Genomic DNA, 25,139 nt, shown 5'->3' on the forward strand with positions numbered 1-25,139 from the left:
AGACTTATTGGACAAAATACCTGTTTCTTAAGCAATTTTCTATTAAGGAGCCATACTTGTAACAATAGACTTATCTTTGTAATGGATTCGACTGATAGTTGTAATGTAACTGTAACAGTAGCTTGGTAAGCTGAGTCTATTAAAAAGTTAGGGGTGGCATATTGAAGAAGTTTTTATTTTCATTAACAGTAGCCATGTTGATTACTATTTTCACAAGCGGAATGAATGAAACATCTGCAGCTACATCTGTTCATACAGTGAAAAAAGGCGATAGCTTATATAAAATCTCACAGATACATAAAGTTTCCGTAGCAGATTTGAAAAAATGGAATAACTTAAAGTCATCGGTTATTCATCCAAACCAAAAACTGCGTTTAGTTAAGCCGTCAAAAGTTGCTTCCAGTACATCTTCAAACAAGAGCAAAACACCATCACGCTCTGACGGACCACAAGTCGTTAAAGAGTTCATGGTGAGTGCAACAGCATATACGGCACATTGTAATGGGTGTACGGGCTTGACGAAAACAGGTTTAAACTTACGTAAAAACCCAGATTTGAAAGTGATTGCAGTCGATCCAAGTGTCATTAAATTAGGCACGAAAGTCCATGTCGAAGGGTATGGATATGCGGTTGCTGGAGATATTGGCAGCGCAATTAAAGGAAATAAGATCGATGTATTCATTCCAAATAAGACACGCGCGTACCAATGGGGCCGCAAGAATGTGAAAATCAAGATTCTTGATTGAAAATAAACCTAGTTCGGCTTTATGCCGGATTAGGTTTATTTTATTTCTCTGTTCCTATTTCAGAATAGGAGAAGGTGAATGCCATATAAAAAAACATGAATCCTTTTAAAAAGGAATTCATGTTTCTATTATACAAATGAAACGATTTGATTTTTCCCATTTTGCTTTGCTCTATAGAGCGCTAAATCAGCTAGGTGAAATAAATCTTTAAAGCTTACAACATCGCGCATCAGATTATCACCAATACCAATACTAATTGTAATATTTTCAGGGACAGTTTGTAGATCCAGTGGTATAGTTTCAATTTTCTTTGCGATGAGTAAAGCTTTCTTCTTCGCTTGCTCTCGCGATATTCCATGCATGACCAACACAAATTCGTCACCACCGAAACGTCCTAAGATGTCGTCTCTCCGAATTAGAGAAGAACAAACCTTTGCTACCATTTTAATTGCCTCATCACCTGCTAAATGACCGTACGTATCATTGATAGACTTTAAATTATCAATATCAAAGGCGATGCAAACAATAGATTCTTTCGTATGTGATGCAGCGGCCAATAAACGATCCGTCGTTTCCTCTAAATACCTTCGGTTATACAAACCAGTTAGATAGTCTAGATGCTCATTTGTTTTCTTAGAAGAGGCTTGCAATCGGAGTTTTAATTCTAAAGCAGCTTTCCCCCAATTGTAGCTTTCAAGTTCATGTAATAAATCAATATATTCCTTTTGTATAATCGCCAATTCATCATAACTAAAAAGATGTTCTGCTATTTCAATTCGTTTCTGTTGAATTTCTTTCAATAAAAAATTATCGTGAAGCAATAGGTCACTTTCTTTGACCGTTGTATAAAATTGAAACGCTTTCTTTTGGTCACCAAGGAGTTCGTAAAGCCGGCCTTTTAAGATTGTTAAAAAGGCCTTCTCCTGTGGATACTTTTGTATTTCTGGGAGCTGATCTAAACATTTTATACTTGTCATCGCAATGTCAGAACGTTTCATATTGAGGGCAGATTCAACTAAATATAGATGCCCGCGAATCGAAAGGATAAAGCGATCTGCCACGTATAAGTTTGCATATTTAACTGCAGATTGGGCAGCTTTCAGAGCTTCAGAAAATTGATTAGTTTTATTGAGCGTATGGCTTAAGTTACTATAGGCCATGCTCACATACACGAAATTCTCTGTTTCTAGAGCTATCGAGAGTACGTCTTCCAGCAGCTTTTGCCCATGTTCAAAGTCGTTTGATATAAAACTGACGAAATATTGTAAATAATACGAGCGCATCCAGTCCTGCTTGGCACCGAATGATAGACAATTTTCATGGTGAGCTTCAATATGGAAAAGAACTTTTTTGAGATCACCAACATAATAATTGGAGAGCGCACTGAAGTAATGAGCATATAAAATGGCTTTCGGATCTGCATACTGAGTGCCTTTCTTCAATAATTCCTCTGCAGTCTTTATGACTAGTTCGTATTTACCTTCACTTCGTAAATGGCTAATAGAGTTTTGTAATGTAGCTAACTCCTTTTCGTGAAGCATATTAGCCCCTCCCATAAACTTTGAATTTTACTAGCTATCATGAGTAAAGACCTATGTTTGTGAAAAGTATATGCCTCAATTATAACATGATTTTCCAATAAAAATGACAGTTAAATGAAAAAGAACGTAAATAAATAAAGTTTTAGAACATTATTCTAGTTTTTTATACCTTTTGATATGTTTACTAAACATACTACTTTAGGTTTATTTAAAGGTTGGATAAGTGATTTGAAAATCAAATCAGTTAGATTGTATTTCTTTAAACAATTTAATGAAACGATCGGGGTTATCCACTACTTCAAATGTAAATACGCCTTCGTGGGTATGAAGATAAAAAAGACCTGTTTGACCAGAGAAAGGACGATATGATAGATCAAACACATGCTCAAGTGGAAATGTGCGTTGGGAGGTAGTGATACGATCCTGGAACAAATGAATAGAGTGAAAAGATTTAAGGTATGTTTGTTCCAGGCGGTCAACGACCCGTTGGATAGATACATAAGAAATTGAATGGATTAGTTGATCAGCTGAGTTGCTCATAATAAAACCTCCTGTTTCGCGTATCATATCATATGCGAACAACTTCACAAAAAGTTGCACTTACTATTTGGGCTCTAAATTTTCCTGATAGCTCGAATAAACTGAACAACTGCAACAATAAACAAAAAGGTAATCGCACCTGCCATGTCCAAATAGACATCTTGAAGGGTAGCGGTTCGTCCTCCTGTAAAAGATTGATGTAACTCATCAGCGCAAGCTAATATTAATGTAAGAAGGGCAGCCCCTAATAAGCGCCCTTTTCGTTTTGGCAGTACCCAATAGATTACTAAAGAAAGAAATCCGAACGTTAAAAAGTGTGCAGCTTTGCGAATTAAAAATTCTACAAAGTAATAGTAACCGCGTTCGTCAACTGAAATTATGCGGTCCCAATAGGAAAACTCCAATTCGGACAGGACAGCTTTGCCAGGTTCATCAGGCAGCAGCTGTTCAAGCGTAGAAACAAGTGATTGCTGTTCGTATGTTTGACTCGATGAAATTGCCAAGCCTACTAAAAGGGCTATAAGTATAAGAATCACAATAAATTTTTTCATAGTTGGATTGTATCACAGAACCCCCTTTCCTTGTCGTATAGTAAAATTGTAAACTCCTATATAAAAATATAAACATCTTCTCTATATATACCGTACCCTTTGTAGAATGCTAGATACCATTATACATTAAATGTATCCTTAAATTCCCACTTACTATTGTAAAAAGATATGCTAATATTTAACTCGAGTGGTTGAAATAAGCCCTAACCCCTAATCATACATACAAGATATTCTAGCTATATCGAAAAACTGAATGATTACGGAATAATAAATAGGGTATAAGAACAAAAGAACGTTTTTATACTACTCAACGTTTTCTACAAGCTCTTTGGAAACCTAGTAGTTTCCAAGCAGTATTAGAAGAATTAAAAGGAGGAAATTTTTCCATGAAGGTTCAATCAAAAAAATACAGCAAATACATTACAGGCGTAGCATCAGCAGCATTAGTTGCATCAGCGGTGGCACCAGTTGTCAGTGCGGCAGATTTCAATGACGTACTGGAAAACAACTCTCACAAGCCGGCAATTGACGCTCTGTCAAACGCAGGTGTTATTTCTGGATATCCTGACGGTTCTTTTAAACCAAATAAAACGTTAACTCGTTCTGACGTAGTGAAATTGATGGGTAAATGGCTCGTCTCTATGGGATATGAAATTCCTAAAGACTATAAAACAAACCCTCGTTTCAAAGACTTAACGTCTAAGTCTAACGATGAACTCTTACAATCAGCAGCTATTGTTAAAGATAATAATGTCTTCAAAGGATACGAAGACGGCACATTAAAGGCAACTGGCAATATCACACGCGAAAATATGGCGATCGTCCTCGTACGTGCATATGATGCAGTGAATAAAACAGATCTATTAACTTTTGTTAAAGAAGAAAAGTTTGATAAAGATGTTGTAGATTTGGCTAAAGCTAAAGCTGAAGCACGTCCTTACATTGACGTACTCGACTACTTCGATATCACGAACCCAGCTGCACCAAACTTCAGACCAAAAGAAACTACAACACGTGCACAATTCGCTTCTTTCTTATATAAAACTAGTGAAGTAGAGAAGCCAGGTGAAGAAACACCTGAGGCACCGGAAGTAGCTGAAGTGACTGCAGTAGAAGCAATCAGCGACAAAGAATTGGAATTGAAAGGGACAAACCTATACCTTCTAAAAGCTGAACAGCTTAAAGTAGAAGGTAATGAACTAGTTTCATTCAATGCCAATCAAGATGGAACTCAAGCAACAATTGAATTGAAAGACGAATTGACTTCTGGAAAAAAGATGACACTTACTGTCACAACTAAAACAGAAGGACAGCCTGATCAAGAGAAAACTTTCAAATTCACTTATGAGTTGAAGGTTGGTAAAGTGGTTGCGACTACTACTCAGGTGAATGAGACTGGCGAGCAATTCCTTGAATTCAATGTAGATGGTAAACTAGCAGACTTAAAGAAATTGAACGAAGCAGGTTATACAGTTGAGTTTCAAGCTACGAAAAATAATGTACTAAAGAATGCGAAGACCGGTGAATTGAATGCAGACCAACTAAATGCGAATGATACTTTCTCTTATAAAGTAGTAGTATCAAAAGACGGAAAAACGGTTGAATCGGACTTGGTAGATGTAAAAGTATTGAACTACGGTTCTTATGTTTCTACTATTGATGAAGTAACTGTTACGCAAGGTGGTACGACAGTAGAAAGCGGTAAAGTATCTCTTGATGAAGATGAAGGTAAAGTTACTGTAAAAGCGACTAAAGCGACAACAGTAAATGGCACTTCTGTAAGTAATCCTAATGCAACTTACACATCATCGAATCCTAGTGTTGCTACAGTCAACTCAAGCACTGGCGCTGTGGAACTTGTTAGCCCTGGTGAAGTCAATATTGTGGTGAAAGCAGATGGAGCTACTAAGAATGTTCCATTGACAGTGGTATCAGGTAAACGTGCAGCTGCTGAAGTAGTTGCTTCACCAACTTCAGCAAAAGTATTGAAAGACAAAACTTCAGATATCGGGTTGACAGTTAAAGATCAATACGGTGAGTTGTATACAGGTGCATTAACTGTTACTTCTAAGGACGAAACAATTGCTACAGCTACTATTGATACAGTAACTAAAGGTAAGTCAGCTGTTCACATTAACGGAGTGAAGACAGGAACAACAGAAATCCAAATCAAAGCAGGCGATAAAGTCCTTTCAACAATTGCAGTTAACGTTTCTGACAATTCACAAGTAGCTACTAGAAAATTAGAAACTAAATCGGCTTCTGACGATCTACAATTAGATGTGATGAAAGGTTCCGAAGACAAGACTGTAGAGTTGGTTTGGAAACAATATAATGAGCAAGGTTTCTACCTTGGAAATGATCTTATCCCAGTTGCGAATTATACTGTAACTTCATCTAATGAAGACGTAGCAAAAGTCAGCAAAGATGCTAATGGTGTAATTACAGTTGAAGGATTAAAAGCAGGAAATACAACGATTACGATTAAAGAAGGCAGTGTAACACGAGCGACAGCTGAAATTAAAGTAGTAAATACTACCCCTTCTATCGCTTCAGTGAATTTTGAGAAAACAGAACCGGTTACTAAAGTTGGAAACTTTAGTAGTGCTGTAGTGAAAGAAGAGGGTATTAAGCTAACTTCTTCTGAATACAAAGCTAAAATTGCTGCAGATGGTACGATTTATATTGACTTAGACAAAGTGGATGGTTACTCAGCGACTGAGGATGTTAAATTAGGAACTATTGCAACAAGCTACTCAGGTAATGCGACAGCACTTGGTTTGAAAGTAGTTAACGGAAACATTACAGGTACTGCAACAGCAGGCGACAATGGTACGATTGTTGTTAAAGTTAACCGTACAGATGAAACTGCTCCAGTTGGAACTAGTAATATTGAGGTAAGTGTACCAAAATAATAACGAAATTAATTATGTACATGAATAACTAACAACACCCAAGCTCTATTCCTTGAAGACGTTCAAGGAATAGAGCTTTTTACGTTTACTAAGCTACGTACCAAGGGTACAGATAGAATAGAAAGTTTAAAAGATTGAGAGGAGTGGGAGGATGCTTTGGTTTGAAGGAATCTATTTTACGACATCGTTGATTGTGCTTTTATTGCTAGCTGTACCAATTACAATTGCAATATTCCTGTATTTCTTTGATCGACGTCAAAAACAGCACGCGATTTTACGTAATTATCCTGTACTTGGCAGAGTACGTTATATGTTTGAGAAGGCGGGACCGGAAGTGCGACAGTACTTATTCAATGACGATAACAGCGGCAAGCCGTTTAGCCGAGAAGAGTATTTACATATGGTCATGCCGGGAAAGTATTTGAATAGTGTCATCGGTTTTGGTTCGAAACGGGATTTTCAAGAGCCGGGTCATTACATTCGAAACGCCATGTTCACGAAGCAAAATGATGAGATGCGTGTAGATAATGATAACTTGATGAAGACGATGCGCTATGAGGTAGATCAAGATAACTTATTTTCACGTAAAGAACATCGAGAGGAAATTACCACACTTCCTTGGCTGCTTCCTGAAGAAGATGCGATTGTGTTAGGTCCCAACTGTGAGCAGCCATTTGTCGTACGCAGTTTGCTCGGGCAGTCAGGAATGAGCTATGGAGCTTTAGGAGACCATGCGATCACTGCGTTGTCAAAGGGGATTGGCATGGCGCAGGGTGCGTGGATGAACACTGGGGAAGGCGGTGTCTCGGATCACCATCTAGCTGGCGGTGCAGATATCATTGCACAGATCGGCTCAGGTTTATTCGGTTTCCGAACTGAAGAAGGAGACTTTGATTTGGAAAAGGTGAAAGAAAAGGCTAAAGTACCTCAAATTAAAGCATTCGAAATCAAGTTGGCGCAAGGTGCAAAAATGCGTGGCGGTCATGTAGAAGGTGAAAAGGTGACCGAAGAAATTGCGGCCATACGAAATGTCGTTCCTTTTACTTCTATTAATAGCCCGAATCGCTTCAATCAGTTCAATGACTATCCTACATTGTTCACATTCATTGAAGATATTCGTACTGCTGGCGGCAAGCCGGTCGGCATGAAAATCGTCATTGGAGGGAAGGAAGACGCTGAAGAACTTGCGGAACAGCTGGCGGAAACTGGTATGGGGCCCGATTTCATTTCATTGGATGGGGCAGAGGGTGGTTCTGGTGCAACCTATCAAGACTTAGCGGATAGTGTTGGGCTGCCGTTACGTTCTGCGCTTGTTTTATTGGATGATGCATTGCGGAAGTACGAGGTGCGAGATCAGGTGAAAATCATTGCTTCTGGAAAGGTCATTACACCGGACAAAGCGGCCATCGCGTTGGCATTAGGTGCGGATCTTGTGCAAATTGCCCGGGGATTCATGATTTCCGTAGGCTGTATTATGGCGGAACGTTGCCATACAAATACATGCCCAGCGGGGGTAGCGACGACGGATAAACATTTGCAGAGAGCGCTCGTTGTGGAAGAGAAAAAGTTTCGTGTCACCAATTATATCTTGACGATGAGGGAAGGATTGTTTCGCGTAGCTGCTGCGGCGGGTCTGGACTCTCCAACGAAGTTCGAACGTCATCATGTCATTTATAAGGATGAACGGGGAAGGATCCATTCTGTAGAGTAAAAAAGACTCGATGAATATTCATCGAGTCTTTTTTTAGGTTTATATTCTTCTGAAGCTATTGAATTTAGATTTCCAGTACGGGTTGCTTAAGCTGACAACCTCTGATTTTTTTCCACCAGCATGAACGAACTTGTTATTACCGACATAGATTCCAACATGGGAAATGCCTTTTCGATATGTATTGTGGAAGAATACGAGATCACCTGGTTTAGGTGAGTTGATTTTAGCGGACTGCGTGTACTGTCCTGTTGTTGTTCTGGAAACAGACTTACCATTTTTCTTGAATGCATATTGGATAAATCCGCTGCAATCAAATCCTTTTGTTGTCGTACCGCCGAAGCGATATGGAATACCTCTCAAATTCATTGCAGTTTTGACAACTCCCGCACTGCTTTTGGCAGGCGTGGATGCTGCAACCGACTTAGCAGAAGACTTTGCCAAAAGTGAGCTAAGTACATAACCCTTTTTACCATTGATTTTTACTTTGTACCATAGTTCAGAACCTGAATTCTTTTGATGGGTCAGTTGTACTCGTGTACCTTTTTTTAATGTGAAGACAATTCTATGTTTAGTGCCCGCATCAGCACGGACATTTATATTATGTTTCGTTATGTATGTACCACTTTTCGCTGTTGCCTTACTTGCCGCATCAGCACTTCCTCCTGCAAACCCCGTGACCATTACTGCTGCCATCAATAGTGAACACAAAAACTTCTTCATCATGACTCTCCTTCGAAATAATGTATGTCTCTCTAGCTGCAAGTTACATCTTACATGACTTGTAGAAACGAAACATTACGTTCTTGTTAAGAAGAGGTTACAGTCTTGTAATCATATTAATAGATTGTAATAAAGCAAGCCAGCCGCCCCAAAATCGGAACGGCTGTTATCAAACTATTTTATTGTCCTTCTCTTGGTACCGGACCTCAATCTTCCTCATTTAATAGGGGCTCGTCTTGAATATCTGCAGCCAAAACTTCTGGAGGTACAGGATTTTTCAATGGTTCATAGCCGCCGTATGAGGGCTCATTTACTTCCAACTGCCTTGCCTTTTTGGCATGTTGATCTCTCAATAATGGATCTGCTTCATTTTCGGTATCCGAAACTTGTTTTGAAGTAGCAGGAGCTAGATTGTCCGTATAAAAAGGCTCGTCTTTTGAATACACACTGAATGCCCAACCTTCGTCCACATACAGCAGTATACCGCCATGCTGCACTTCTTCATAATAGCGATCGATTTCAATTTCATTCATACCGACACCATCCATCATGCGCTTCACATGATTTTCTCCGGTAAGGAACCCGATAAACCGATCTGTCCAAGTACCATAAGCTGCATGTACATCGGCTGCAGTCCGGTTTCTAAGCATGGAGACATCGTTTTCATTCTTGGCGATTACGTAAATATTGTCGGCAAGATAGCCCGTCAGCTTTAGTTCCTCTATCTTGTCGAGAAGGTCAGAGTCGTTATAATATACACCGATAAATGTCTTGTTGTTTGGTTCAACCATTATTCTTCCTCCTCTAACTTTTAAGTTTATTTGGTATAGATACAATACCCTCAGGAATAATATAAAAACCTTGAAGGGAATCAATTTTAATTCTGTTTATAGAACTAGCACAATCTGGAAAGTTATATGCAATGGAGTGTACATTATAATGTTCGTTACTAACCTCGAATATAGTTACCTTACTAGTTCTATATATTGTCATAAATTATCAAAACCTTTGTCAGCGTTTTACAATTATGTTAGGATACAATCTAGAGTCTAGAAAAGAAAGGGTCGGTTACAATGAAGAAAAGACATTTGATGGTGCCGCTTAGTTTATCTCTTCTATTATTAGGAGCTTGCAGCGGGGACGCTGAAGAAGATAAGAAAGCGGAACAGGAGCAAACCGAACCAGCTGATAAAGAAACACCAGGTGTTGTAGATAAATCCGATACTACGACCTCCGACGATGAACTAAAAGAGGAACTCTCTAAAGAAGAAGGTGTATCGCAAGTAAGCTTAATCATTACAGAAGACGCGGGTGGTTATGTATTACTTGATTTCGAAGTATCTGAAGATATGAAAAAAGAGCAGGCTAAAGAGCTCGCCAAGAAATTCTTTAATCGCATTGAAAAAGAATATCCAGATCACAGTATAGATATCCAAGCAAGAAAGAGCGGGGAGACCTTCGCTCAAGAAACAAAGGAAGCAAAAGCAGAAAAATAACTATCTAAATGATTGCTTATTGTATTATTGGCATTCGCTTAAATAGACATAAAAACATTGCAGAGGAAAAGTCTCCGCAATGTGGTAAAATTATATTATGCGTTCTGGTCAGGAACGTTACAGTGAGTCATCATTCGATATCTATCCGAATGATGACTTTTTAATCTACCGTACTCGCTACACGGATATCAGCCGCCTTTTTAGAAGAAACCCGTTCACCTATTTTCATTGCAATCATATAGAATACGAATGCAATAACAATTCCAATAATCCATGCGATATCCATCCCACCCATTGCTTTTGACAGAGCGCCTTGGTATATCTCTGTATTAATAAAGGGGACTTGACAAAGTATTGTAAATAAGTAGATACCCATCGTTTTATAATTTAGTTTTCCGAATATGCCATCCTTTTTCATAAAATCCTCGTGGTGAAATCTTCTTTTTAATACATAGAAATCTGTCAAGTTGATAACGCTCCATGGGATAATAAAAAATAACACAAAACCCAAGTAGATTTGAAAGTTTGACATGAAGTTACCAGCACCTGCAGTTGCGGCGAAGCCAATGACAATACCAATTAACACAGAGATAATGATACGTAATCTTCCTGAAGTTCTAAAAGACCAAAAATTACTCGCGATCGATAGCACGATAATGCCCGCACCATAAATATTTAATGAATTGATGATAAGGACACCTAGAGAGAGCAAGATGACAATAGAATATCCTAACACACCGCCCATGTTTTTAATTTCACCCATTATATTTCCGTTTACCACCATTGTAGCAATAGCTGCGCCAATCAGCATAAGCCAAGCAGAACTCATGAAGCTGCCGCTCGCCGTGTATAAAAAGGTTTTGCGTGCATCTTTTGCTTTCATAAATCGAGAATGATCGGATACATAAGGACCGTACGTAATTTGCCATGTCACACAGATGGAAGTCGCTAAAATGAATGCAGTCCAGGTGAATGTTCCTTGTCTTAACAAATCCATCGACAATTGACTTATGACCAAGCCTGAAAGCACAACGAAAACCAACGTGTAACCGACTGTGTAGAATTTCATTGATTTTTGAATAATATTTTGTCCGTAGATCGCCAAAAGAACCATAGGGATTAAGCCAAGAATGACTGTGATATTGATGTTAAGTCCGATTGTCTCTTGTATACCTTGTGCGACTAAGATCGTATTCATGGCACCATAACCGAAATACATTGTCAATATGATTAGCATCGGTAAAATAACGCCGAAATAACCGAATTGAGCACGACTTTGCAGCACTTGCGGGATACCTAACTTCGGTCCTTGAGCTGAATGTAAGCCCATAATAACCGCACCGATGGCATGACCGAGAAGAATTGCTAGTGCCGCCCACCAGAAGTTTAATCCAATGATGATTGCTAACGCTCCGGTCACAAGGGTAGTAGATACTGTACTTGCCGCAAACCAAGTGAAAAATAGTTCTTTAGGATTCCCTTTCCGATCAACTTCCGGTATAAATTCAAAACCGACCTGCTCAATAGCCATTGATTTTTCTTTACCCATTGAAATGCCTCCTTTAAGCTAAGCGAATAGGGGGAAGGGCAATCACCCCTCCTATTTACTAACAAATTGACTCAGTGAACTCCAAAATTCCTGTTGAACTTCAATTACTTCATCGATAGCTTCTTTTTGATTGGGATACAATTTATCTGGATAACCTTGTGAACCGGAAGCGTATGGGTCCGTTACGTCAGTTTCTATACCACTCAAACGTTCAATAATTTTTAGTGTACAAAAGGGAACATACGCATTACTGTACCCCCCTTCATGGCAGAAGACGATTTTTCCATCGCAATGCGTGTCGGCGATTCTTAACATACAATCTGTTAATTGACCGAAGCCTTCAGCTGTCATCATCATGCGGCCGAGGGGATCAAACATGCCTGGATCTTGACCAGCTGAAATAATAACTAATTCAGGCTTGAACTCAGCTGCGATAGGTTCCACGATTGACTTGAACGCGTGAACATAACCTGCATCTCCGGTACCTGGAGGTAATGGAATATTTACGTTGTATCCGCGTCCAGCTTCAGCTCCAACATCTTCTTTAAAGCCTGTATTATTCGGAAAGCTTAAGTGCTGATGGATTGAAAAAAATAAAACATTTGGATCCTCATAAAAGGCTTGTTCAGTGCCATTGCCATGATGAACATCCCAGTCGAGTACAAGTACTCGTTTTAAGCCGTATTTCTTGCGTGCATATTGAGCCGCAATTGCTACGTTATTAAAAATACAAAAGCCAATGCCTTTTTCTCGTTCTGCGTGATGACCAGGGGGGCGAGTCATTGCGTAAACATTATTAACTTCACCTTCCATAACAGCATCTACTGCACGTAAAGCTCCTCCGGTAGATAGCAGTGCAATTTCATAGGAACCCCTGCCTACAATCGCATGGTCTCCCGCGTCGCCACCCGTCGTATCACTTAATTTCTTTACTCTTTCTACATATTCAGGTGCATGAAAATATTCTATTTCTTCTTTCGTAGCGGAACGCGGTTCAATTTGTTCAAGCTTTTTCATCAATCCGCATCGTGCAAGTAGATTGTTGACCCGTCTTTTTGTTTCAGGGTGCTCCACGAACACATCAGTCTGCATATATCCTCCTGAAGGTAAGTAAAGAGTCCCGCTGCCGTTATCGTGCCAGAAATAGCTTTCGTCAAAAATATATCCAGTGCCCATCTGAATCCCTCCAAAATTTATTTTAGAATAAATAGTAAGAGATGAATGAATATCAGTCATTAGATTACAAAAATATAAGTGAGTAAGCGTTTTCAATTGTATGTCAAAATAACTGTTATCTTATGCTAGAATAGATGGAGTAACATAAAAGAAAAAATTATGTTGAAATACAGAATGTGACGTAATCGTGACTTTTCAATCTCTTGATTCCTCACATTAAATGAATATCAATCATTTGTCAATGATAAATTTTAGATAATTCAAAACATATGAATGAGTGTCACCATGGTGTGGAGATAAATGAACAAGTTGTAAGGAGAGAATATTTACTATATACTATCTGAAATCTATTTATAGAAAGAAGGACGTTCATTGGGGAAAAAAACAGCGATAATTCATTCAGCTATAGAGGTATTTCAAGAGCAGGGAATCGAGAAAACGAAGATCTCGGATATTGTTAAACGTGCTGGAATTGCACAAGGAACTTTCTATTTATACTTTCCATCCAAACTGTCATTGATGCCTGCAATCGCAGAAGAGATGGTGGCGAAGACAATGGATATTGTGCAACGTACAGTTGATGATCGAGCAGCTTATTCAAAGCAATTCGAACAGATGGTAGATGCGATATATGAAGTGAACAGGGAGTATTACGAAATAATGGCTGTAATTTACTCAGGACTTGCCTCCACAGAGCATATTAGGGAATGGGAATCGATATATGCTCCATTTTATGAATGGATCAGTGAGAAGCTTGAAGCGGCAAGGGAAGAAGGAGCTATTCGTCAGTCAATAAAGCCGGAGCGAACTGCAAAAGTCATCATAGGTCTGATCGAATCGACGGCAGAACAAGTATTTTTGTATGCTCATCGTGACGAAAGTGAGGCGGATCGCCAAAAAGAAGAGGTATTGGATTTTCTGTCACACGCATTACAATTCAAGACTGTGAAAAGTTAACATGGCACGTTGTTAACTTTTATGATAAAATGAATGACAGTCAGTCAAATAAATGAGACATAGAAATACGGAGGGAATAGTATGAGTAAGGCTTGGATGTATGTAGCGTTAACTAGCTTCTTTGAGTTAGTTTGGATATTTGGTTTTAACACAGCAAGTCAGTGGTGGCACTGGATTTTCATTGTCGGTTTTATATTTATTGATTTTCATTTCTTGACGAAGGCATGTGAAGGTTTGCCGACGGGAACGGTATACGCAGTATTTGCAGGTATCGGAACGGTCGGGACATCTCTGATGGACGTGCTTTTCTTCGGTGAACATATTAGTTTAGGAAAAATATTTTTTATATTCATCTTGGTTCTTGGAGTGGCAGGTTTAAAAATAGCGGATGGAATTGATGAGAAGAAAGCATTGAAAGAGGTGGAGAAGCATGGGATGGACGCTGGTGTTCTTGGCCGCTCTGAGTGAGTTTGTCGGAGTAATCGGATTGAAGAAATTTAGTGAAAACAGAAGCTGGGCTACTGGTTTAATGTATTATGGGGGTTTTGGGACGGCATTCTTCTTCCTCTATAACTCCTTTAAATATTTGCAAGTGAGCACGGCATACGCTGTCTGGATCGGCGTAGGTACAGCAGGGGCTGTTCTGATTAATATGATTTTTTTTGGCGAATCAAAAAGTGTCGGAAGAGTTGCGAGTTTATGTTTGATCGTATTTGGAGTAGTTGGATTAAAGGCTTTATCTTAAAAAGAAGGAACAGTCGACGGTTTAGATCGACTGCCCCTTCTTTTTTTTATTGACCGAGCAACCTTCGCTCGAAATCCGAAATAGACATTCCAGAATGAACACGCTGGCGTTTTAGATGAAATGGTGAGTCCCCTTGGAAGACGTTTCCTTCGGTGATCGTATAAGCACTTTTCATGCCCGCCACTTTACTCGCTCGTATAGCCTCTGTGTTACGAAGACCATATGGATAGGCAAGCGCGGAAACTGGAGGTTGCTCAGGAAGGATGCTTCCTATTTTTTGATTGGCCATGGTAAGATCTGTATAGATTGCCGATCTTGGCGTATATTCCAAGAGTGCTAGTCCAGTCATCGAATTAAAACCATGCAAGTCATATGTGTGGTTTTGGTAGGAAATCACATCCTGAGTTGACCGAATTTGTTCTTCTGTTAAATAACCGGGACGTTCTATACGGCTCGCTATCAAGAATGCCGTCGCTTTGAAACGATGGGATTTTAAAATAGGGTATGCTAAATCGGCAGTTGAGGAATAGCCGTCGTCAAATGTAATAAGGACTGATTTTTCTGGAAGCTTAATTTTCTTTTGAAGCCAAAGTGTTAAATCATCAGTGGAAATCGTATGCCAATTGTTTTTCTTTAAATAGGCCATCTGAGATTTGAATTTATCCACTTCCAAAATAGAAACATTTGTACCTTCTTTTTTCTTGACTAAATCATGATACATAAGTACAGGTATACCTTTTTGAACTTTTACGTCTTTCCTGTAGATATACCCCGTCTTGCCGCCGAACACGATAGGATAGTAATCACCACGCAGACGTTGCGTGTAAATTACTTGCTTTGGTTGGATATGGCCAAGCTCAGTTGATTTAATGTTTCGATTCGAATAGATTTTCACATGCTTTTTTGTAAGCAGTCGAACAGGGTTTGCGCTTTTCAATTGATCTGCATCTTGATGAATCATTTTTGCTTTCTGCTTGGAAAATTTGACTTCCAAGTCACCGATCTTTGTATAGTGAAAACGTTGATCGGACTTGGTTATAGTATGTATTGTTCCTTTAGAAAACACTGCGATTTTTTCGGTGTCTTTAAAAACAGGTGTAGTAGCTGCGATCTTTATAACAGATGTGGTAGCTGCTTCAGTGGTAGGTGTGGAAATAAACAAGCTGCATAATAAAACAGCCACCAACAATAACTTCTTCATTCTTCTTTCTAACCCCTATCTATAATGTCCTTTTCTAATAGTATGTTGTACTCTGGGGTAAAGCAAGATGCATATACGAAAAATCATGCAGTTTTTGTGAAGAATCTGGTAAGGGTCTTGTGTACACTATATAGAAGAACAATTTCATACTCGAAAAAAGGACATACCCGAAAAATGCTAGGGCATGTCCTTTTTAATTGAATCCAAAGGCTAGCGATAGAGATGCGTAGATTCTAAGGAGCGCTTCTCTATTTCTCTTTCTAACAATCGTATGAACTCAGGGCTTAGTTTTAGTCGTTGAGCTTGTTGATAAGAATAGAGCAGCATTTGATCGGACAATTGAAACATAATTGAACCGCCTCCCTTTCGTATGAATATCAAGCATCCAACCTGCATAGACTTTTTAGGATGTTATACAATATTTTAACAGTAAAGCAACAAAAGAACAACCGTTCGTTTTATCAACAAGAGCAGTGGATAAGCTGTGCGTACCCTGTGCATAGTTGTTCAAAACATAAAAGAGACGCGGTGGATTATGTGTGTAAAGTTATAAACAAAAATAAGTTGTCGTAAATTGTCGAAACATTCTTAACGATTTATTACCATTTTAAAGTGTTAGTGTGGATGGATCTAATAGTTGGGTTGCAACAAAGTTTATAAAAAACATAATATTTTTTTAGATATTTCCAATATGCAATATATCGCTCCGTGCCGCGTATGTAAGCGTATTCAACTATTTTCGATTAGTCGCAATTGATTAAAAACTTTAAAAATACAGTTGACCTTTCATTGTTTACAAGATATGATAGCAACAATCTAGTTCATAGCTGTGAAACTTTTCACTGGCTGTTCAGAATATTCAACTGAATTCAATTGTTTGGAAATTGGTTCGTTCGATTAGTTTAGGAGAGATCGCAATGAGAAGTGACATGATTAAAAAAGGAATCGATCGTGCACCACATCGCAGCTTACTTTATGCAGCAGGTGTAAAAACGAAAGATATGAACAAACCATTTATTGGAGTATGTAATTCGTATATTGATATTATACCGGGACATATGCATTTGAATAAATTTGCAGAAGTCGTAAAAGAAGCAATTTGGGAAGCGGGCGGCGTACCGTTTGAATTCAATACAATTGGTGTAGATGATGGTATCGCGATGGGGCATATTGGAATGCGTTATTCATTACCAAGTCGTGAACTGATCGCGGATGCGGCAGAGACTGTCATAAATGCACACTGGTTTGATGGAGTCTTCTATATACCGAACTGTGATAAGATCACACCTGGTATGTTGATGGCAGCAGTTCGTACGAATGTACCTTCCGTATTTGTTTCAGGAGGACCAATGGAAGCTGGCGTATCGGCAACAGGCGAACCCCTTTCATTAACATCCGTATTTGAAGGTGTCGGCGCTTATAAAAGCGGTCAGATGTCGGCAGAAACATTAAAGGATATTGAAGAAAATGCTTGTCCTTCATGTGGGTCTTGCTCGGGAATGTTTACTGCGAACTCCATGAACTCCTTAATGGAAATGCTCGGTATGGCCTTGCCAGGAAATGCGACAATTCTCGCAACTTCCGACGAACGTCATACGTTGATCAAGCAGGCAGCAAAGCACTTGATGAACTGTATTGAAAAAGATATTAAACCACGCGATATTATTACTAAAGAAACGATCGATGATGCATTCGCGCTCGATATGGCGATGGGTGGTTCGACAAATACTGTCCTTCATACATTGGCAATCGCTCACGAAGCAGAGATCGACTACAATATTGAAGATGTAAATGAAGTTGCAAAACGAGTACCATATTTGTCCAAGATCATGCCGGCATCCGATTATTCTATGCATGACATACATCTAGCCGGTGGTGTAAGCGCAATTGTCAATGAATTGTGTAAAATTGACGGGGCCATCCATAAAGATCGAATAACCATTACAGGTAAAACAATTGCAGAAGATGTCGCTGGACATGAGATCACGAATACAGACGTCATTCGAACAAAAGATAACCCATATAGTCCAGTCGGTGGTCTTTCAATCTTATTTGGCAATATTGCACCTGAGGGCTCTGTAATTAAAGTAGGAGCCGTAGATCCTTCCATTAAAGATTTTAGAGGAGAAGCGATTGTCTTTGAATCTCAGGAAGAAGCGCAGGAAAATATCGATAATGGCACAGTGCAAGCAGGCCATGTAGTCGTCATTCGATATGAAGGGCCTAAAGGCGGTCCAGGAATGCCAGAAATGTTGGCTCCTACTTCCGCAATTATGGGGAGAGGGCTCGGGAAAGAAGTAGCTCTTATCACAGATGGACGTTTCTCTGGAGCATCCAGAGGTATTTCCATCGGACACATTTCACCTGAAGCTGCAGAGGGTGGACCAATTGCTCTTGTTGAGAATGGCGATATTATTGAAATCGATCTGATCAACCGAACAATCGAGCTTGAAGTTTCGGATGAAGTGTTGGCGGAACGTCGACACGCTTTAAAACCATTTGAACCAAAAATTAAAAAAGGATATCTAGGTAGATATTCTAAGTTGGTTACTTCAGCAAGTACAGGTGGAGTAATGAAAATATAATAAATCAATTACGCCTCGGCGTAATTGCGTCCAGATTTTGAATTGTGCTTAGGCCAGCGTGACGCAGGTCAGTTAACCTTTGCCTGCGTACCTCTTTTGTTCAGCGGGTGTTTGAATACCCACTGAACAGGATAAAGATTACATTCATCTCATCACCTATATAGGTGAGAGTCTTCAGTTGAATAAAGATAAAACGTTGATGAGGTAAAAGTAAGTAGAAACTTGTATTCACAGAGAGCCGGTCATGCTGGAAGCCGGCAATACAACTATTTACGACATCCCCTCGGAGTGGACTGTTAAAAGGTATGCCGATTAGGCAGTCCCGGGCTCGGCAATTGGGCTCGTTAGCAATGAAAAAGTCAGGTTTCGACTTGCTTTTTCGTAAGGTGACTCAGGTCACGAACTAGGGTGGTACCATGAAAGCTTTTTCATCCCTATGTGAAGAAATTCGGTTTCTTTGCGTGGGATGAAAAGGCTTTTTTTTAGGAGAAAATGCTGAATATTATGCCATTGAGTATCATCATATAGAAGAAAATTGTAAGGAGGAGTTCATTATGAGTGCTAAAGTAAAAGAAGAACAAACTGCTGTAGCAACAAAACCTAGGGAACAATCCAATAAAAAACCTGCTGATGGCTCTGCTATCTTGATCCAATTATTAAAAGAACAAAATGTTGAGATGGTCTTTGGATATCCCGGAGGGGCAGTTCTCCCAATCTATGATGCTTTGTATAATGACCCCATTCCACATGTCTTGGCACGACATGAACAAGGAGCAATTCACGCTGCAGAAGGTTATGCGCGAGTTTCTCGAAAAACTGGAGTCGTTATTGCAACATCAGGACCAGGTGCGACGAACCTAGTAACAGGTATTACGGATGCCATGATGGATTCTTTGCCACTGGTAGTCATCACAGGCCAGGTTGCAAGCACGGTGATTGGAACCGACGCTTTCCAGGAAGCAGATATTATCGGAATTACACAGCCGATTACAAAACATAACTATCAAGTTCAAGACGTAGCAGATCTTCCGCGTATTATTCGTGAAGCATTTCATATTGCATCTACGGGAAGACCGGGACCAGTTGTTGTGGATATACCGAAGAATGTTGCTACAGAAATTTTTGTACCGGTGGAGAAGGACAATAAAGAAGTGAATTTGCCAGGATATCAGCCGACTAAGCATCCTAATTATCTGCAAATTCAAAAAGCGGCACAAGCACTTTCTACCGCAAAGAAACCTATGATTCTTGCGGGAGCAGGCATACTCCATGCAGGCGGGTCAGAAGAACTGAAAGAACTGGTGGAAAAGCATAGAATCCCAGTTACAAACACATTATTGGGATTGGGCTCTATCCATGGTGATCATGAATTATTCTTTGGAATGGCAGGAATGCACGGTACGGCAACAGCAAACTATGCATTAAGCGAATGTGATGTACTGTTGAATATCGGTGCCCGCTTCGATGACCGCCTGACGGGTAATTTGAATTCATTTTTACCGAATGCCCGTGTCATACACGTGGATATTGATCCCGCGGAAATCGGAAAAAATGTTCCAACTGAAATTCCGATTGTGTCGGATGCGAAGGAAGCTTTACTTGCGTTGATAAATGCGGATTTCAAATCACCGGACACAGACGGATGGGTTGAATATCTGAAAAATATGTCGAACGAATATCCACTTTGGTATAAGGAAGATGAAAATGATCTATTGCCGCAGCAAGCGCTTGAAATCATTCATCGCATAACAAAAGGGGATGCAATCGTTACGACAGATGTAGGTCAACATCAAATGTGGGCGGCTCAATATTATCGCTTGAATAACCCGGATAATTGGGTCACTTCAGGCGGGCTAGGGACTATGGGATTCGGCTTCCCGGCAGCAATTGGCGCTCAGCTTGCTAAACCTGAAGCGCGAGTCATCTCAATTGTGGGAGATGCAGGCTTTCAGATGACAGCTCAAGAATTATCGTTGCTTCAAGAACTTCGAATTCCGGTTAAAGTCATTATCTTAAATAACGGTGCACTCGGGATGGTTCGTCAGTGGCAAGAAACTTTTTATGAAGAACGTTATTCCCAGTCGCTAATTCCGGTACAACCAGACTTTATTAAATTAGCTGAAGCATACGATCTGAAAGGATACCGGATTCAGACGCTGGAAGAAGCAGAAAAAGTATTTGAAGAAGCTCTATTGTCTGATGAACCAGTTGTGATCGACTGTCGGGTAAAACAATTGGAAAATGTCTATCCGATGGTTGCACCAGGCAAAGGCTTACAGGAAATGATTGGGGTGAGTCCTAAATGAAACGAATCATTACAGTAACAGTCATCAACCAAAGCGGTGTATTAAACCGAGTGACAGGACTTCTCATGAAGCGGCAATTCAATATTGAAAGTATCACTGTCGGTCCTACTGAACAGCCGAACAGATCCAAAATGACGTTTCAAGTTCATGTAGAAGATGAAAACAAAATCGAACAACTTGTAAAACAACTGCAAAAGCAGATTGATGTTATTACAGTTAAAGATATAACAGACAAAGCGATCGTGCTGCGTGAGCTGGCTTTAGTAAAGGTGATCTCGCCACCGCAGATCCGTTCTGAAATGAATAGTATTGTAGAACCTTTCCGGGCGACAATTGTCGATTCAGGAAAGAATGTAGTAACTTACCAAGTAACGGGTGATCCAGATAAAATCGAGGCTTTTATCGATTTGCTGAAACCATATGGCATCAAAGAATTAACCAGAACTGGCGCAACGGCGTTTGCCCGTGATATGCAAAAAGTTCAAGCACCACAGTTGTCAATCTTAAAACAATAATTCAAACACACTTAGGAGGAAATTAAAATGACAAAAATGTACTATAACCAGGATATCAATGAAGGACTTTTACAAGGTAAAAAAATTGCAATTATCGGATACGGTTCACAAGGTCACGCACACGCTCGTAACTTGAAAGACTCTGGCTTCGATGTAGTAGTGGGAGTTCGTGCTGGTAAATCATTTGATCAAGCAAAGGCAGACGGGCTTGAAGCATTATCTGTTAAAGAAGCTTCAGAAAAAGCAGATATCATCATGATCTTGCTTCCAGACGAAAGACAAAAGCAAGTATACGAGGCAGAAATCGAGCCGGCTCTTACTAAAGGGAAATCACTAGTATTCGCTCATGGTTTCAACGTACACTTTGGCGAAATTAAACCACCTGCAGACGTAGATGTATTCTTAGTAGCTCCAAAAGGACCTGGACATCTTGTACGCAGAACATTTGAAGCGGGCGGCGGTGTTCCAGCACTATTCGCGGTATACCAAGACGTATCGGGCCAAGCGAAAGACGTTGCACTTGCATATGCAAAAGGTATTGGATCTGCACGCGGTGGTGTATTGGAAACAACATTCGAAGAAGAAACAGTTACAGATCTTTTCGGAGAGCAAGCAGTACTTTGCGGTGGCTTGACTTCATTGGTAAAAGCTGGTTTCGAAACACTAGTGGAAGCTGGATACCAGCCTGAACTTGCATACTTTGAAACATTGCATGAAACGAAACTAATTGTCGATTTGATGTATGAGGGCGGTATGGCAGGCATGCGTTACTCGATTTCTGACACTGCAGAATGGGGAGATTTCGTTTCTGGACCACGTGTAGTCGATGCAGATACGAAAGCTCGTATGAAAGATATTCTTACAGACATCCAATCCGGTAAATTCGCTAAGGAATGGATCGAAGAAAATGAAAACGGTCGTCCGAAATTCAATGCAATTGAAAAAGCAGAAGCAGATCACCAAATTGAACAGGTTGGACAAAAGCTTCGTTCTATGATGCCTTTCATCAACGAAGGAGCTAAATCGAAAGAGGAAGAAGTGGTAGCGAGTGCGAAAAATTGATATTTTCGATACAACTCTTCGCGACGGTGAGCAATCTGCAGGTATAAATTTAAATACAGTAGAGAAATTAGAGATCGCTCGTCAGCTAGAAAAACTTGGGGTAGCAGTTATTGAAGCAGGGTTTCCTGCTTCTTCCCCAGGTGATTTCGAAGCCGTTCAGCGCATTGCCAATACTGTAAAAAACTCAACAGTAACAGGTCTTGCCAGAGCGATGAAGAACGATATTGATATATCATGGGAAGCATTACGCGGCGGAGAACAACCGCATATCCATGTATTCTTAGCAACATCACCTATCCATATGGAGTATAAGTTGAAAAAAACTCCGGATGAAGTAGTCAATATTGCAGTGGATGCAGTGAAGTATGCAAAACAGTATTTCCCTCTCGTTCAATGGTCAGCGGAAGATGCTTTCCGTTCAGAACCAGAATACCTCGTGCGAATCATTAATCAGGTCATTGCGGCAGGTGCTACAACGATTAACATTCCTGATACGGTCGGCTATGCCACTCCCCAAGAATACGGTGCTCTTTTCAAGTATTTGAAAGAGAATGTGACAGGAGTGGAAAAGGTAAAACTTTCCGCACATTGTCACGATGATCTTGGAATGGCAGTTGCCAACTCCATCGCGGCGGTTGAAAATGGAGCAGATCAAGTGGAGTGTACGATTAATGGGATTGGCGAGCGTGCAGGGAATGCTTCATTGGAAGAAATTGCGGTGGCTCTGCATATCCGTAAAGACTTCTACAATATGGATACAAGTATTAACTTGCAGGAAATTAAGCGTTCCAGTCAGCTTGTCAGTCGTTTGACAGGAGTGATGATTCAACCGAATAAAGCTGTTGTCGGTAAGAATGCATTCGCACATGAATCTGGAATACACCAGGATGGCATGCTGAAAAATCGCCAAACGTATGAGATCATTACGCCTGAATTAATTGGCGAAAGTGATATGCCGCTTGCCCTTGGAAAGCACTCTGGACGCCATGCATTTAAAGATCGCGCCGTTAGGATGGGCTTTGATTTAACAGAGAAACAATTAAATGAAGCATTTATCGATTTCAAGAAGCTGGCAGACCGCAAAAAAGAAATCACAGAAGATGATCTCTTTGTACTTTTCACTGGACAGCAATTGCAAGATACGGATACACCGATTTACGAATTGCATAACGTCCAAGTGCAGTATGGTACATCTAATATACCAACAGCAACAGTGACGGCTACTGTACCAAGTGGAGAAACTGTTACGGTGGCAACGACTGGTGCAGGTTCAGTTGAATCAATCTTTAATGCACTGGAACTGGTCATTAAAGGTGAAGTGTTAATTTTAGATTACCGCGTAACATCCATCGGCAAAGGCCGTGATGCATTAGGCGAAGCTGTAGTGAACTTAAGCTATAACGGCTTAGAACTAAAAGGACGCGACGTAGCACAGGATGTTCTTGAAGCATCTGCTAAAGCTTACTTAAACGCGATCAACCGCCAACTGGTACGTGAAAGATTGCGTAAACAAGAGGTAACTAACTGACTTTTTAAAAATAATGGATAGAGTATTCGATCGAGTGATACGAGATTGATCAAGGAGGAGAAGTTCTATGGAAAAGAGAGTAGCAGTATTGCCCGGCGACGGCATAGGACCAGAGGTAATGGCAGAGGCTGTTCGAGTGCTGGAAGTGGTTGGCAGACGCTTTAACCATACGTTCCATACTGAGTATGGATTGATTGGCGGAGCCGCTATTGATGAAAAAAATAATCCGCTTCCTAAAGAAACAATTGAATTATGTGAGTCAAGTGACGCCATTCTCCTCGGAGCTGTGGGTGGTCCGAAATGGGATCAAAATCCGTCTGAGTTACGGCCGGAAAAAGGATTGCTTGCGATCCGCAAACATTTTGATCTATTTGCGAACCTTCGTCCCGTTGCAGCTGTTCCTTCTTTAATCCATGCTTCTCCTTTAAAAGAAGAGATCGTCAAAGAAGTGGATATGCTGATTGTCCGGGAATTAACTGGGGGACTGTACTTTGGAAAACCGAGCCGGCATACAGATCAATCTGCAGTAGATACACTCGTGTATACACGTGAAGAAATCGAACGTATTGTCGACAAAGGTTTCGAGCTTGCCCGCTTACGTAAAGGCAAAGTAACTTCTGTGGACAAAGCGAATGTACTCGAGTCCAGTAAGCTCTGGAGAAAAATTGTGGAAGAGAAGAAAGTGGATTATCCTGATATTGAAGTGGAACATCAATTGGTAGACTCTGCGGCGATGAAATTGATCACGAACCCGTCAGTCTTTGATGTCATTATCACAGAGAATATGTTCGGAGATATTTTGAGTGATGAAGCCTCGGTCATAACAGGCTCACTTGGGTTATTACCTTCAGCAAGTGTTCGTTCAGACGGCTTAGGTTTATATGAACCAGTACACGGTTCAGCACCAGACGTAGCCGGTCAAGGTGTAGCCAATCCAGCGGCAGCCATTCTTTCCGTCGCGATGATGTTGAAATATTCATTCGGACTGGAAACAGAAGCTGCGGCAGTAGAGAAAGCAGTCAATACAGTTTTTGAAGAAGGACATTTTACAGCAGATTTAGCTGGTAAAGATCAACGTGCCTTATCTACGAAAGAATGGACAGATAAAATTGTAGACGAATTAGATCTTCAGTTCGTTTCTAACAGTATTATGTATTCTTACATCTAAGTATCAAAAGTGGAATGCACCGTTTAGCCTCGACAGGCGTTGGAAGACCGGTAATAAAGGCGTTCTTTGCCATTACTGTCAGTCTGAAGCGACCTGAGGGGCTGGTGCTTGGAACTAGGTGTAACAA

At 40.2% G+C, this 25,139-nt stretch carries 22 protein-coding genes and 1 other annotated feature; of the genes, 13 read left to right on the top strand and 9 right to left on the bottom strand.

Features of this window, described 5'->3' with window-relative positions:
- Positions 1 to 161: 161 nt before the first annotated feature.
- Positions 162 to 746 (top strand): 3D domain-containing protein, encoded by a 585-nt coding sequence (locus B5D59_RS05635; protein WP_009765933.1) that lies wholly within the window; start codon positions 162 to 164, stop codon positions 744 to 746.
- Positions 747 to 874: 128 nt separating this feature from the next.
- Here the strand turns inward: B5D59_RS05635 and B5D59_RS05640 are convergent, their stop codons facing one another.
- The 3 genes from B5D59_RS05640 to B5D59_RS05650 form a co-directional block, all read right to left on the bottom strand.
- Positions 875 to 2,287 carry a GGDEF domain-containing protein gene (locus B5D59_RS05640; protein ID WP_176132511.1) on the bottom strand — a complete coding sequence of 471 codons (1,413 nt, stop codon included), beginning with the start codon at positions 2,285 to 2,287 and terminating at the stop codon, positions 875 to 877.
- A 240-nt stretch (positions 2,288 to 2,527) separates the two neighbouring features.
- Entirely contained in the window at positions 2,528 to 2,827 is a 300-nt protein-coding gene (locus B5D59_RS05645) for a hypothetical protein (protein ID WP_040758379.1), read from the bottom strand.
- Positions 2,828 to 2,901: 74 nt separating this feature from the next.
- On the bottom strand, positions 2,902 to 3,378 hold the full coding sequence (locus B5D59_RS05650) for a VanZ family protein (RefSeq protein WP_009765930.1): 477 nt from the start codon (positions 3,376 to 3,378) through the stop codon (positions 2,902 to 2,904).
- A gap of 386 nt (positions 3,379 to 3,764) precedes the next feature.
- Between B5D59_RS05650 and B5D59_RS05655 the strand changes: the two genes are divergently transcribed.
- The gene (locus B5D59_RS05655) at positions 3,765 to 6,293 is read left to right on the top strand and encodes an S-layer homology domain-containing protein (RefSeq protein ID WP_078817204.1); all 2,529 of its coding nucleotides are present in this window, start codon (positions 3,765 to 3,767) and stop codon (positions 6,291 to 6,293) included.
- Positions 6,294 to 6,444: 151 nt separating this feature from the next.
- Positions 6,445 to 8,004: an FMN-binding glutamate synthase family protein gene (locus B5D59_RS05660; RefSeq protein WP_078817205.1), complete on the top strand. Its 1,560-nt coding sequence runs from the start codon at positions 6,445 to 6,447 to the stop codon at positions 8,002 to 8,004.
- Positions 8,005 to 8,043: 39 nt separating this feature from the next.
- On the opposite strand, the gene B5D59_RS05665 is transcribed toward B5D59_RS05660, so the two are convergent.
- A complete protein-coding gene (locus B5D59_RS05665; RefSeq protein WP_078817206.1) occupies positions 8,044 to 8,724 on the bottom strand; it encodes a C40 family peptidase in 681 nt (226 codons plus the stop codon).
- 206 nt (positions 8,725 to 8,930) lie between these two features.
- A complete protein-coding gene (locus B5D59_RS05670) occupies positions 8,931 to 9,515 on the bottom strand; it encodes a YflT domain-containing protein (protein WP_078817207.1) in 585 nt (194 codons plus the stop codon).
- 282 nt (positions 9,516 to 9,797) lie between these two features.
- Here B5D59_RS05670 and B5D59_RS05675 point away from each other — a divergent pair, with 282 nt between their 5' ends.
- Entirely contained in the window at positions 9,798 to 10,220 is a 423-nt protein-coding gene (locus tag B5D59_RS05675) for a cation transporter dimerization domain-containing protein (RefSeq protein WP_078817208.1), read from the top strand.
- A 160-nt stretch (positions 10,221 to 10,380) separates the two neighbouring features.
- Here the strand turns inward: B5D59_RS05675 and B5D59_RS05680 are convergent, their stop codons facing one another.
- Positions 10,381 to 11,769, bottom strand: coding sequence for a purine-cytosine permease family protein (locus B5D59_RS05680; protein WP_078817209.1), 1,389 nt, complete (start codon positions 11,767 to 11,769; stop codon positions 10,381 to 10,383).
- 51 nt (positions 11,770 to 11,820) lie between these two features.
- Positions 11,821 to 12,945: a class II histone deacetylase gene (locus B5D59_RS05685; protein ID WP_176132513.1), complete on the bottom strand. Its 1,125-nt coding sequence runs from the start codon at positions 12,943 to 12,945 to the stop codon at positions 11,821 to 11,823.
- Between the two features lie 372 nt (positions 12,946 to 13,317).
- On the opposite strand from B5D59_RS05685, the gene B5D59_RS05690 reads away from it, so the two are divergent.
- From B5D59_RS05690 to B5D59_RS05700, 3 genes are all read left to right on the top strand, one after another.
- Positions 13,318 to 13,902 carry a TetR/AcrR family transcriptional regulator gene (locus B5D59_RS05690; RefSeq protein ID WP_078817211.1) on the top strand — a complete coding sequence of 195 codons (585 nt, stop codon included), beginning with the start codon at positions 13,318 to 13,320 and terminating at the stop codon, positions 13,900 to 13,902.
- Positions 13,903 to 13,983: 81 nt separating this feature from the next.
- Complete coding sequence (locus B5D59_RS05695; RefSeq protein ID WP_009765921.1) at positions 13,984 to 14,370, top strand: DMT family transporter; 387 nt, start codon at positions 13,984 to 13,986, stop codon at positions 14,368 to 14,370.
- Positions 14,333 to 14,647 (top strand): DMT family transporter, encoded by a 315-nt coding sequence (locus tag B5D59_RS05700; protein WP_009765920.1) that lies wholly within the window; start codon positions 14,333 to 14,335, stop codon positions 14,645 to 14,647. Before B5D59_RS05695 ends, B5D59_RS05700 begins: the two co-directional genes overlap by 38 nt.
- 46 nt (positions 14,648 to 14,693) lie before the next feature.
- On the opposite strand, the gene B5D59_RS05705 is transcribed toward B5D59_RS05700, so the two are convergent.
- Together B5D59_RS05705 and sda are read right to left on the bottom strand one after the other, a co-directional pair.
- Positions 14,694 to 15,848: a polysaccharide deacetylase family protein gene (locus B5D59_RS05705; RefSeq protein WP_078817212.1), complete on the bottom strand. Its 1,155-nt coding sequence runs from the start codon at positions 15,846 to 15,848 to the stop codon at positions 14,694 to 14,696.
- 210 nt (positions 15,849 to 16,058) lie between these two features.
- Positions 16,059 to 16,244, bottom strand: coding sequence for a sporulation histidine kinase inhibitor Sda (sda, locus tag B5D59_RS05710; RefSeq protein ID WP_425441330.1), 186 nt, complete (start codon positions 16,242 to 16,244; stop codon positions 16,059 to 16,061).
- Positions 16,245 to 16,765: 521 nt separating this feature from the next.
- On the opposite strand from sda, the gene ilvD reads away from it, so the two are divergent.
- The 6 genes from ilvD (at position 16,766) to leuB (ending at position 25,012) form a co-directional block, all read left to right on the top strand.
- Positions 16,766 to 18,433, top strand: coding sequence for a dihydroxy-acid dehydratase (gene ilvD / locus B5D59_RS05715; protein WP_009765918.1), 1,668 nt, complete (start codon positions 16,766 to 16,768; stop codon positions 18,431 to 18,433).
- 187 nt (positions 18,434 to 18,620) lie between these two features.
- Positions 18,621 to 18,872 (top strand) — a binding site (T-box leader).
- Between the two features lie 115 nt (positions 18,873 to 18,987).
- Positions 18,988 to 20,739 (top strand): biosynthetic-type acetolactate synthase large subunit, encoded by a 1,752-nt coding sequence (gene ilvB, locus B5D59_RS05720; RefSeq protein WP_009765917.1) that lies wholly within the window; start codon positions 18,988 to 18,990, stop codon positions 20,737 to 20,739.
- The gene (gene ilvN, locus B5D59_RS05725) at positions 20,736 to 21,254 is read left to right on the top strand and encodes an acetolactate synthase small subunit (protein WP_009765916.1); all 519 of its coding nucleotides are present in this window, start codon (positions 20,736 to 20,738) and stop codon (positions 21,252 to 21,254) included. The genes ilvB and ilvN overlap by 4 nt, the downstream gene beginning before the upstream one ends.
- A 27-nt stretch (positions 21,255 to 21,281) precedes the next feature.
- Positions 21,282 to 22,316, top strand: coding sequence for a ketol-acid reductoisomerase (gene ilvC / locus B5D59_RS05730; protein ID WP_078817214.1), 1,035 nt, complete (start codon positions 21,282 to 21,284; stop codon positions 22,314 to 22,316).
- Complete coding sequence (locus tag B5D59_RS05735; RefSeq protein ID WP_078817215.1) at positions 22,303 to 23,844, top strand: 2-isopropylmalate synthase; 1,542 nt, start codon at positions 22,303 to 22,305, stop codon at positions 23,842 to 23,844. The genes ilvC and B5D59_RS05735 overlap by 14 nt, the downstream gene beginning before the upstream one ends.
- A gap of 67 nt (positions 23,845 to 23,911) precedes the next feature.
- On the top strand, positions 23,912 to 25,012 hold the full coding sequence (gene leuB / locus B5D59_RS05740) for a 3-isopropylmalate dehydrogenase (RefSeq protein WP_009765913.1): 1,101 nt from the start codon (positions 23,912 to 23,914) through the stop codon (positions 25,010 to 25,012).
- The last annotated feature ends 127 nt before the right edge of the window (positions 25,013 to 25,139 follow it).

It is taken from the genome of Sporosarcina newyorkensis (genome assembly GCF_900167515.1).
Lineage (GTDB): Bacteria > Bacillota > Bacilli > Bacillales_A > Planococcaceae > Sporosarcina > Sporosarcina newyorkensis.

Excerpts from the sequence above, each read along its gene's own strand:
- B5D59_RS05655 (WP_078817204.1), top strand. The coding sequence starts at position 3,765 with ATGAAGGTTCAATCAAAAAAATACAGCAAATACATTACAGGCGTAGCA.
- B5D59_RS05705 (WP_078817212.1), bottom strand. The coding sequence starts at position 15,848 with ATGAAGAAGTTATTGTTGGTGGCTGTTTTATTATGCAGCTTGTTTATT.
- leuB (WP_009765913.1), top strand. The coding sequence starts at position 23,912 with ATGGAAAAGAGAGTAGCAGTATTGCCCGGCGACGGCATAGGACCAGAG.
- B5D59_RS05640 (WP_176132511.1), bottom strand. The coding sequence starts at position 2,287 with ATGCTTCACGAAAAGGAGTTAGCTACATTACAAAACTCTATTAGCCAT.
- ilvN (WP_009765916.1), top strand. The coding sequence starts at position 20,736 with ATGAAACGAATCATTACAGTAACAGTCATCAACCAAAGCGGTGTATTA.
- B5D59_RS05695 (WP_009765921.1), top strand. The coding sequence starts at position 13,984 with ATGAGTAAGGCTTGGATGTATGTAGCGTTAACTAGCTTCTTTGAGTTA.
- B5D59_RS05670 (WP_078817207.1), bottom strand. The coding sequence starts at position 9,515 with ATGGTTGAACCAAACAACAAGACATTTATCGGTGTATATTATAACGAC.
- B5D59_RS05645 (WP_040758379.1), bottom strand. The coding sequence starts at position 2,827 with ATGAGCAACTCAGCTGATCAACTAATCCATTCAATTTCTTATGTATCT.
- ilvD (WP_009765918.1), top strand. The coding sequence starts at position 16,766 with ATGAGAAGTGACATGATTAAAAAAGGAATCGATCGTGCACCACATCGC.
- sda (WP_425441330.1), bottom strand. The coding sequence starts at position 16,244 with ATGCAGGTTGGATGCTTGATATTCATACGAAAGGGAGGCGGTTCAATT.
- B5D59_RS05685 (WP_176132513.1), bottom strand. The coding sequence starts at position 12,945 with ATGGGCACTGGATATATTTTTGACGAAAGCTATTTCTGGCACGATAAC.
- B5D59_RS05675 (WP_078817208.1), top strand. The coding sequence starts at position 9,798 with ATGAAGAAAAGACATTTGATGGTGCCGCTTAGTTTATCTCTTCTATTA.
- ilvC (WP_078817214.1), top strand. The coding sequence starts at position 21,282 with ATGACAAAAATGTACTATAACCAGGATATCAATGAAGGACTTTTACAA.
- B5D59_RS05660 (WP_078817205.1), top strand. The coding sequence starts at position 6,445 with ATGCTTTGGTTTGAAGGAATCTATTTTACGACATCGTTGATTGTGCTT.
- B5D59_RS05650 (WP_009765930.1), bottom strand. The coding sequence starts at position 3,378 with ATGAAAAAATTTATTGTGATTCTTATACTTATAGCCCTTTTAGTAGGC.
- ilvB (WP_009765917.1), top strand. The coding sequence starts at position 18,988 with ATGAGTGCTAAAGTAAAAGAAGAACAAACTGCTGTAGCAACAAAACCT.
- B5D59_RS05680 (WP_078817209.1), bottom strand. The coding sequence starts at position 11,769 with ATGGGTAAAGAAAAATCAATGGCTATTGAGCAGGTCGGTTTTGAATTT.
- B5D59_RS05665 (WP_078817206.1), bottom strand. The coding sequence starts at position 8,724 with ATGAAGAAGTTTTTGTGTTCACTATTGATGGCAGCAGTAATGGTCACG.
- B5D59_RS05700 (WP_009765920.1), top strand. The coding sequence starts at position 14,333 with ATGGGATGGACGCTGGTGTTCTTGGCCGCTCTGAGTGAGTTTGTCGGA.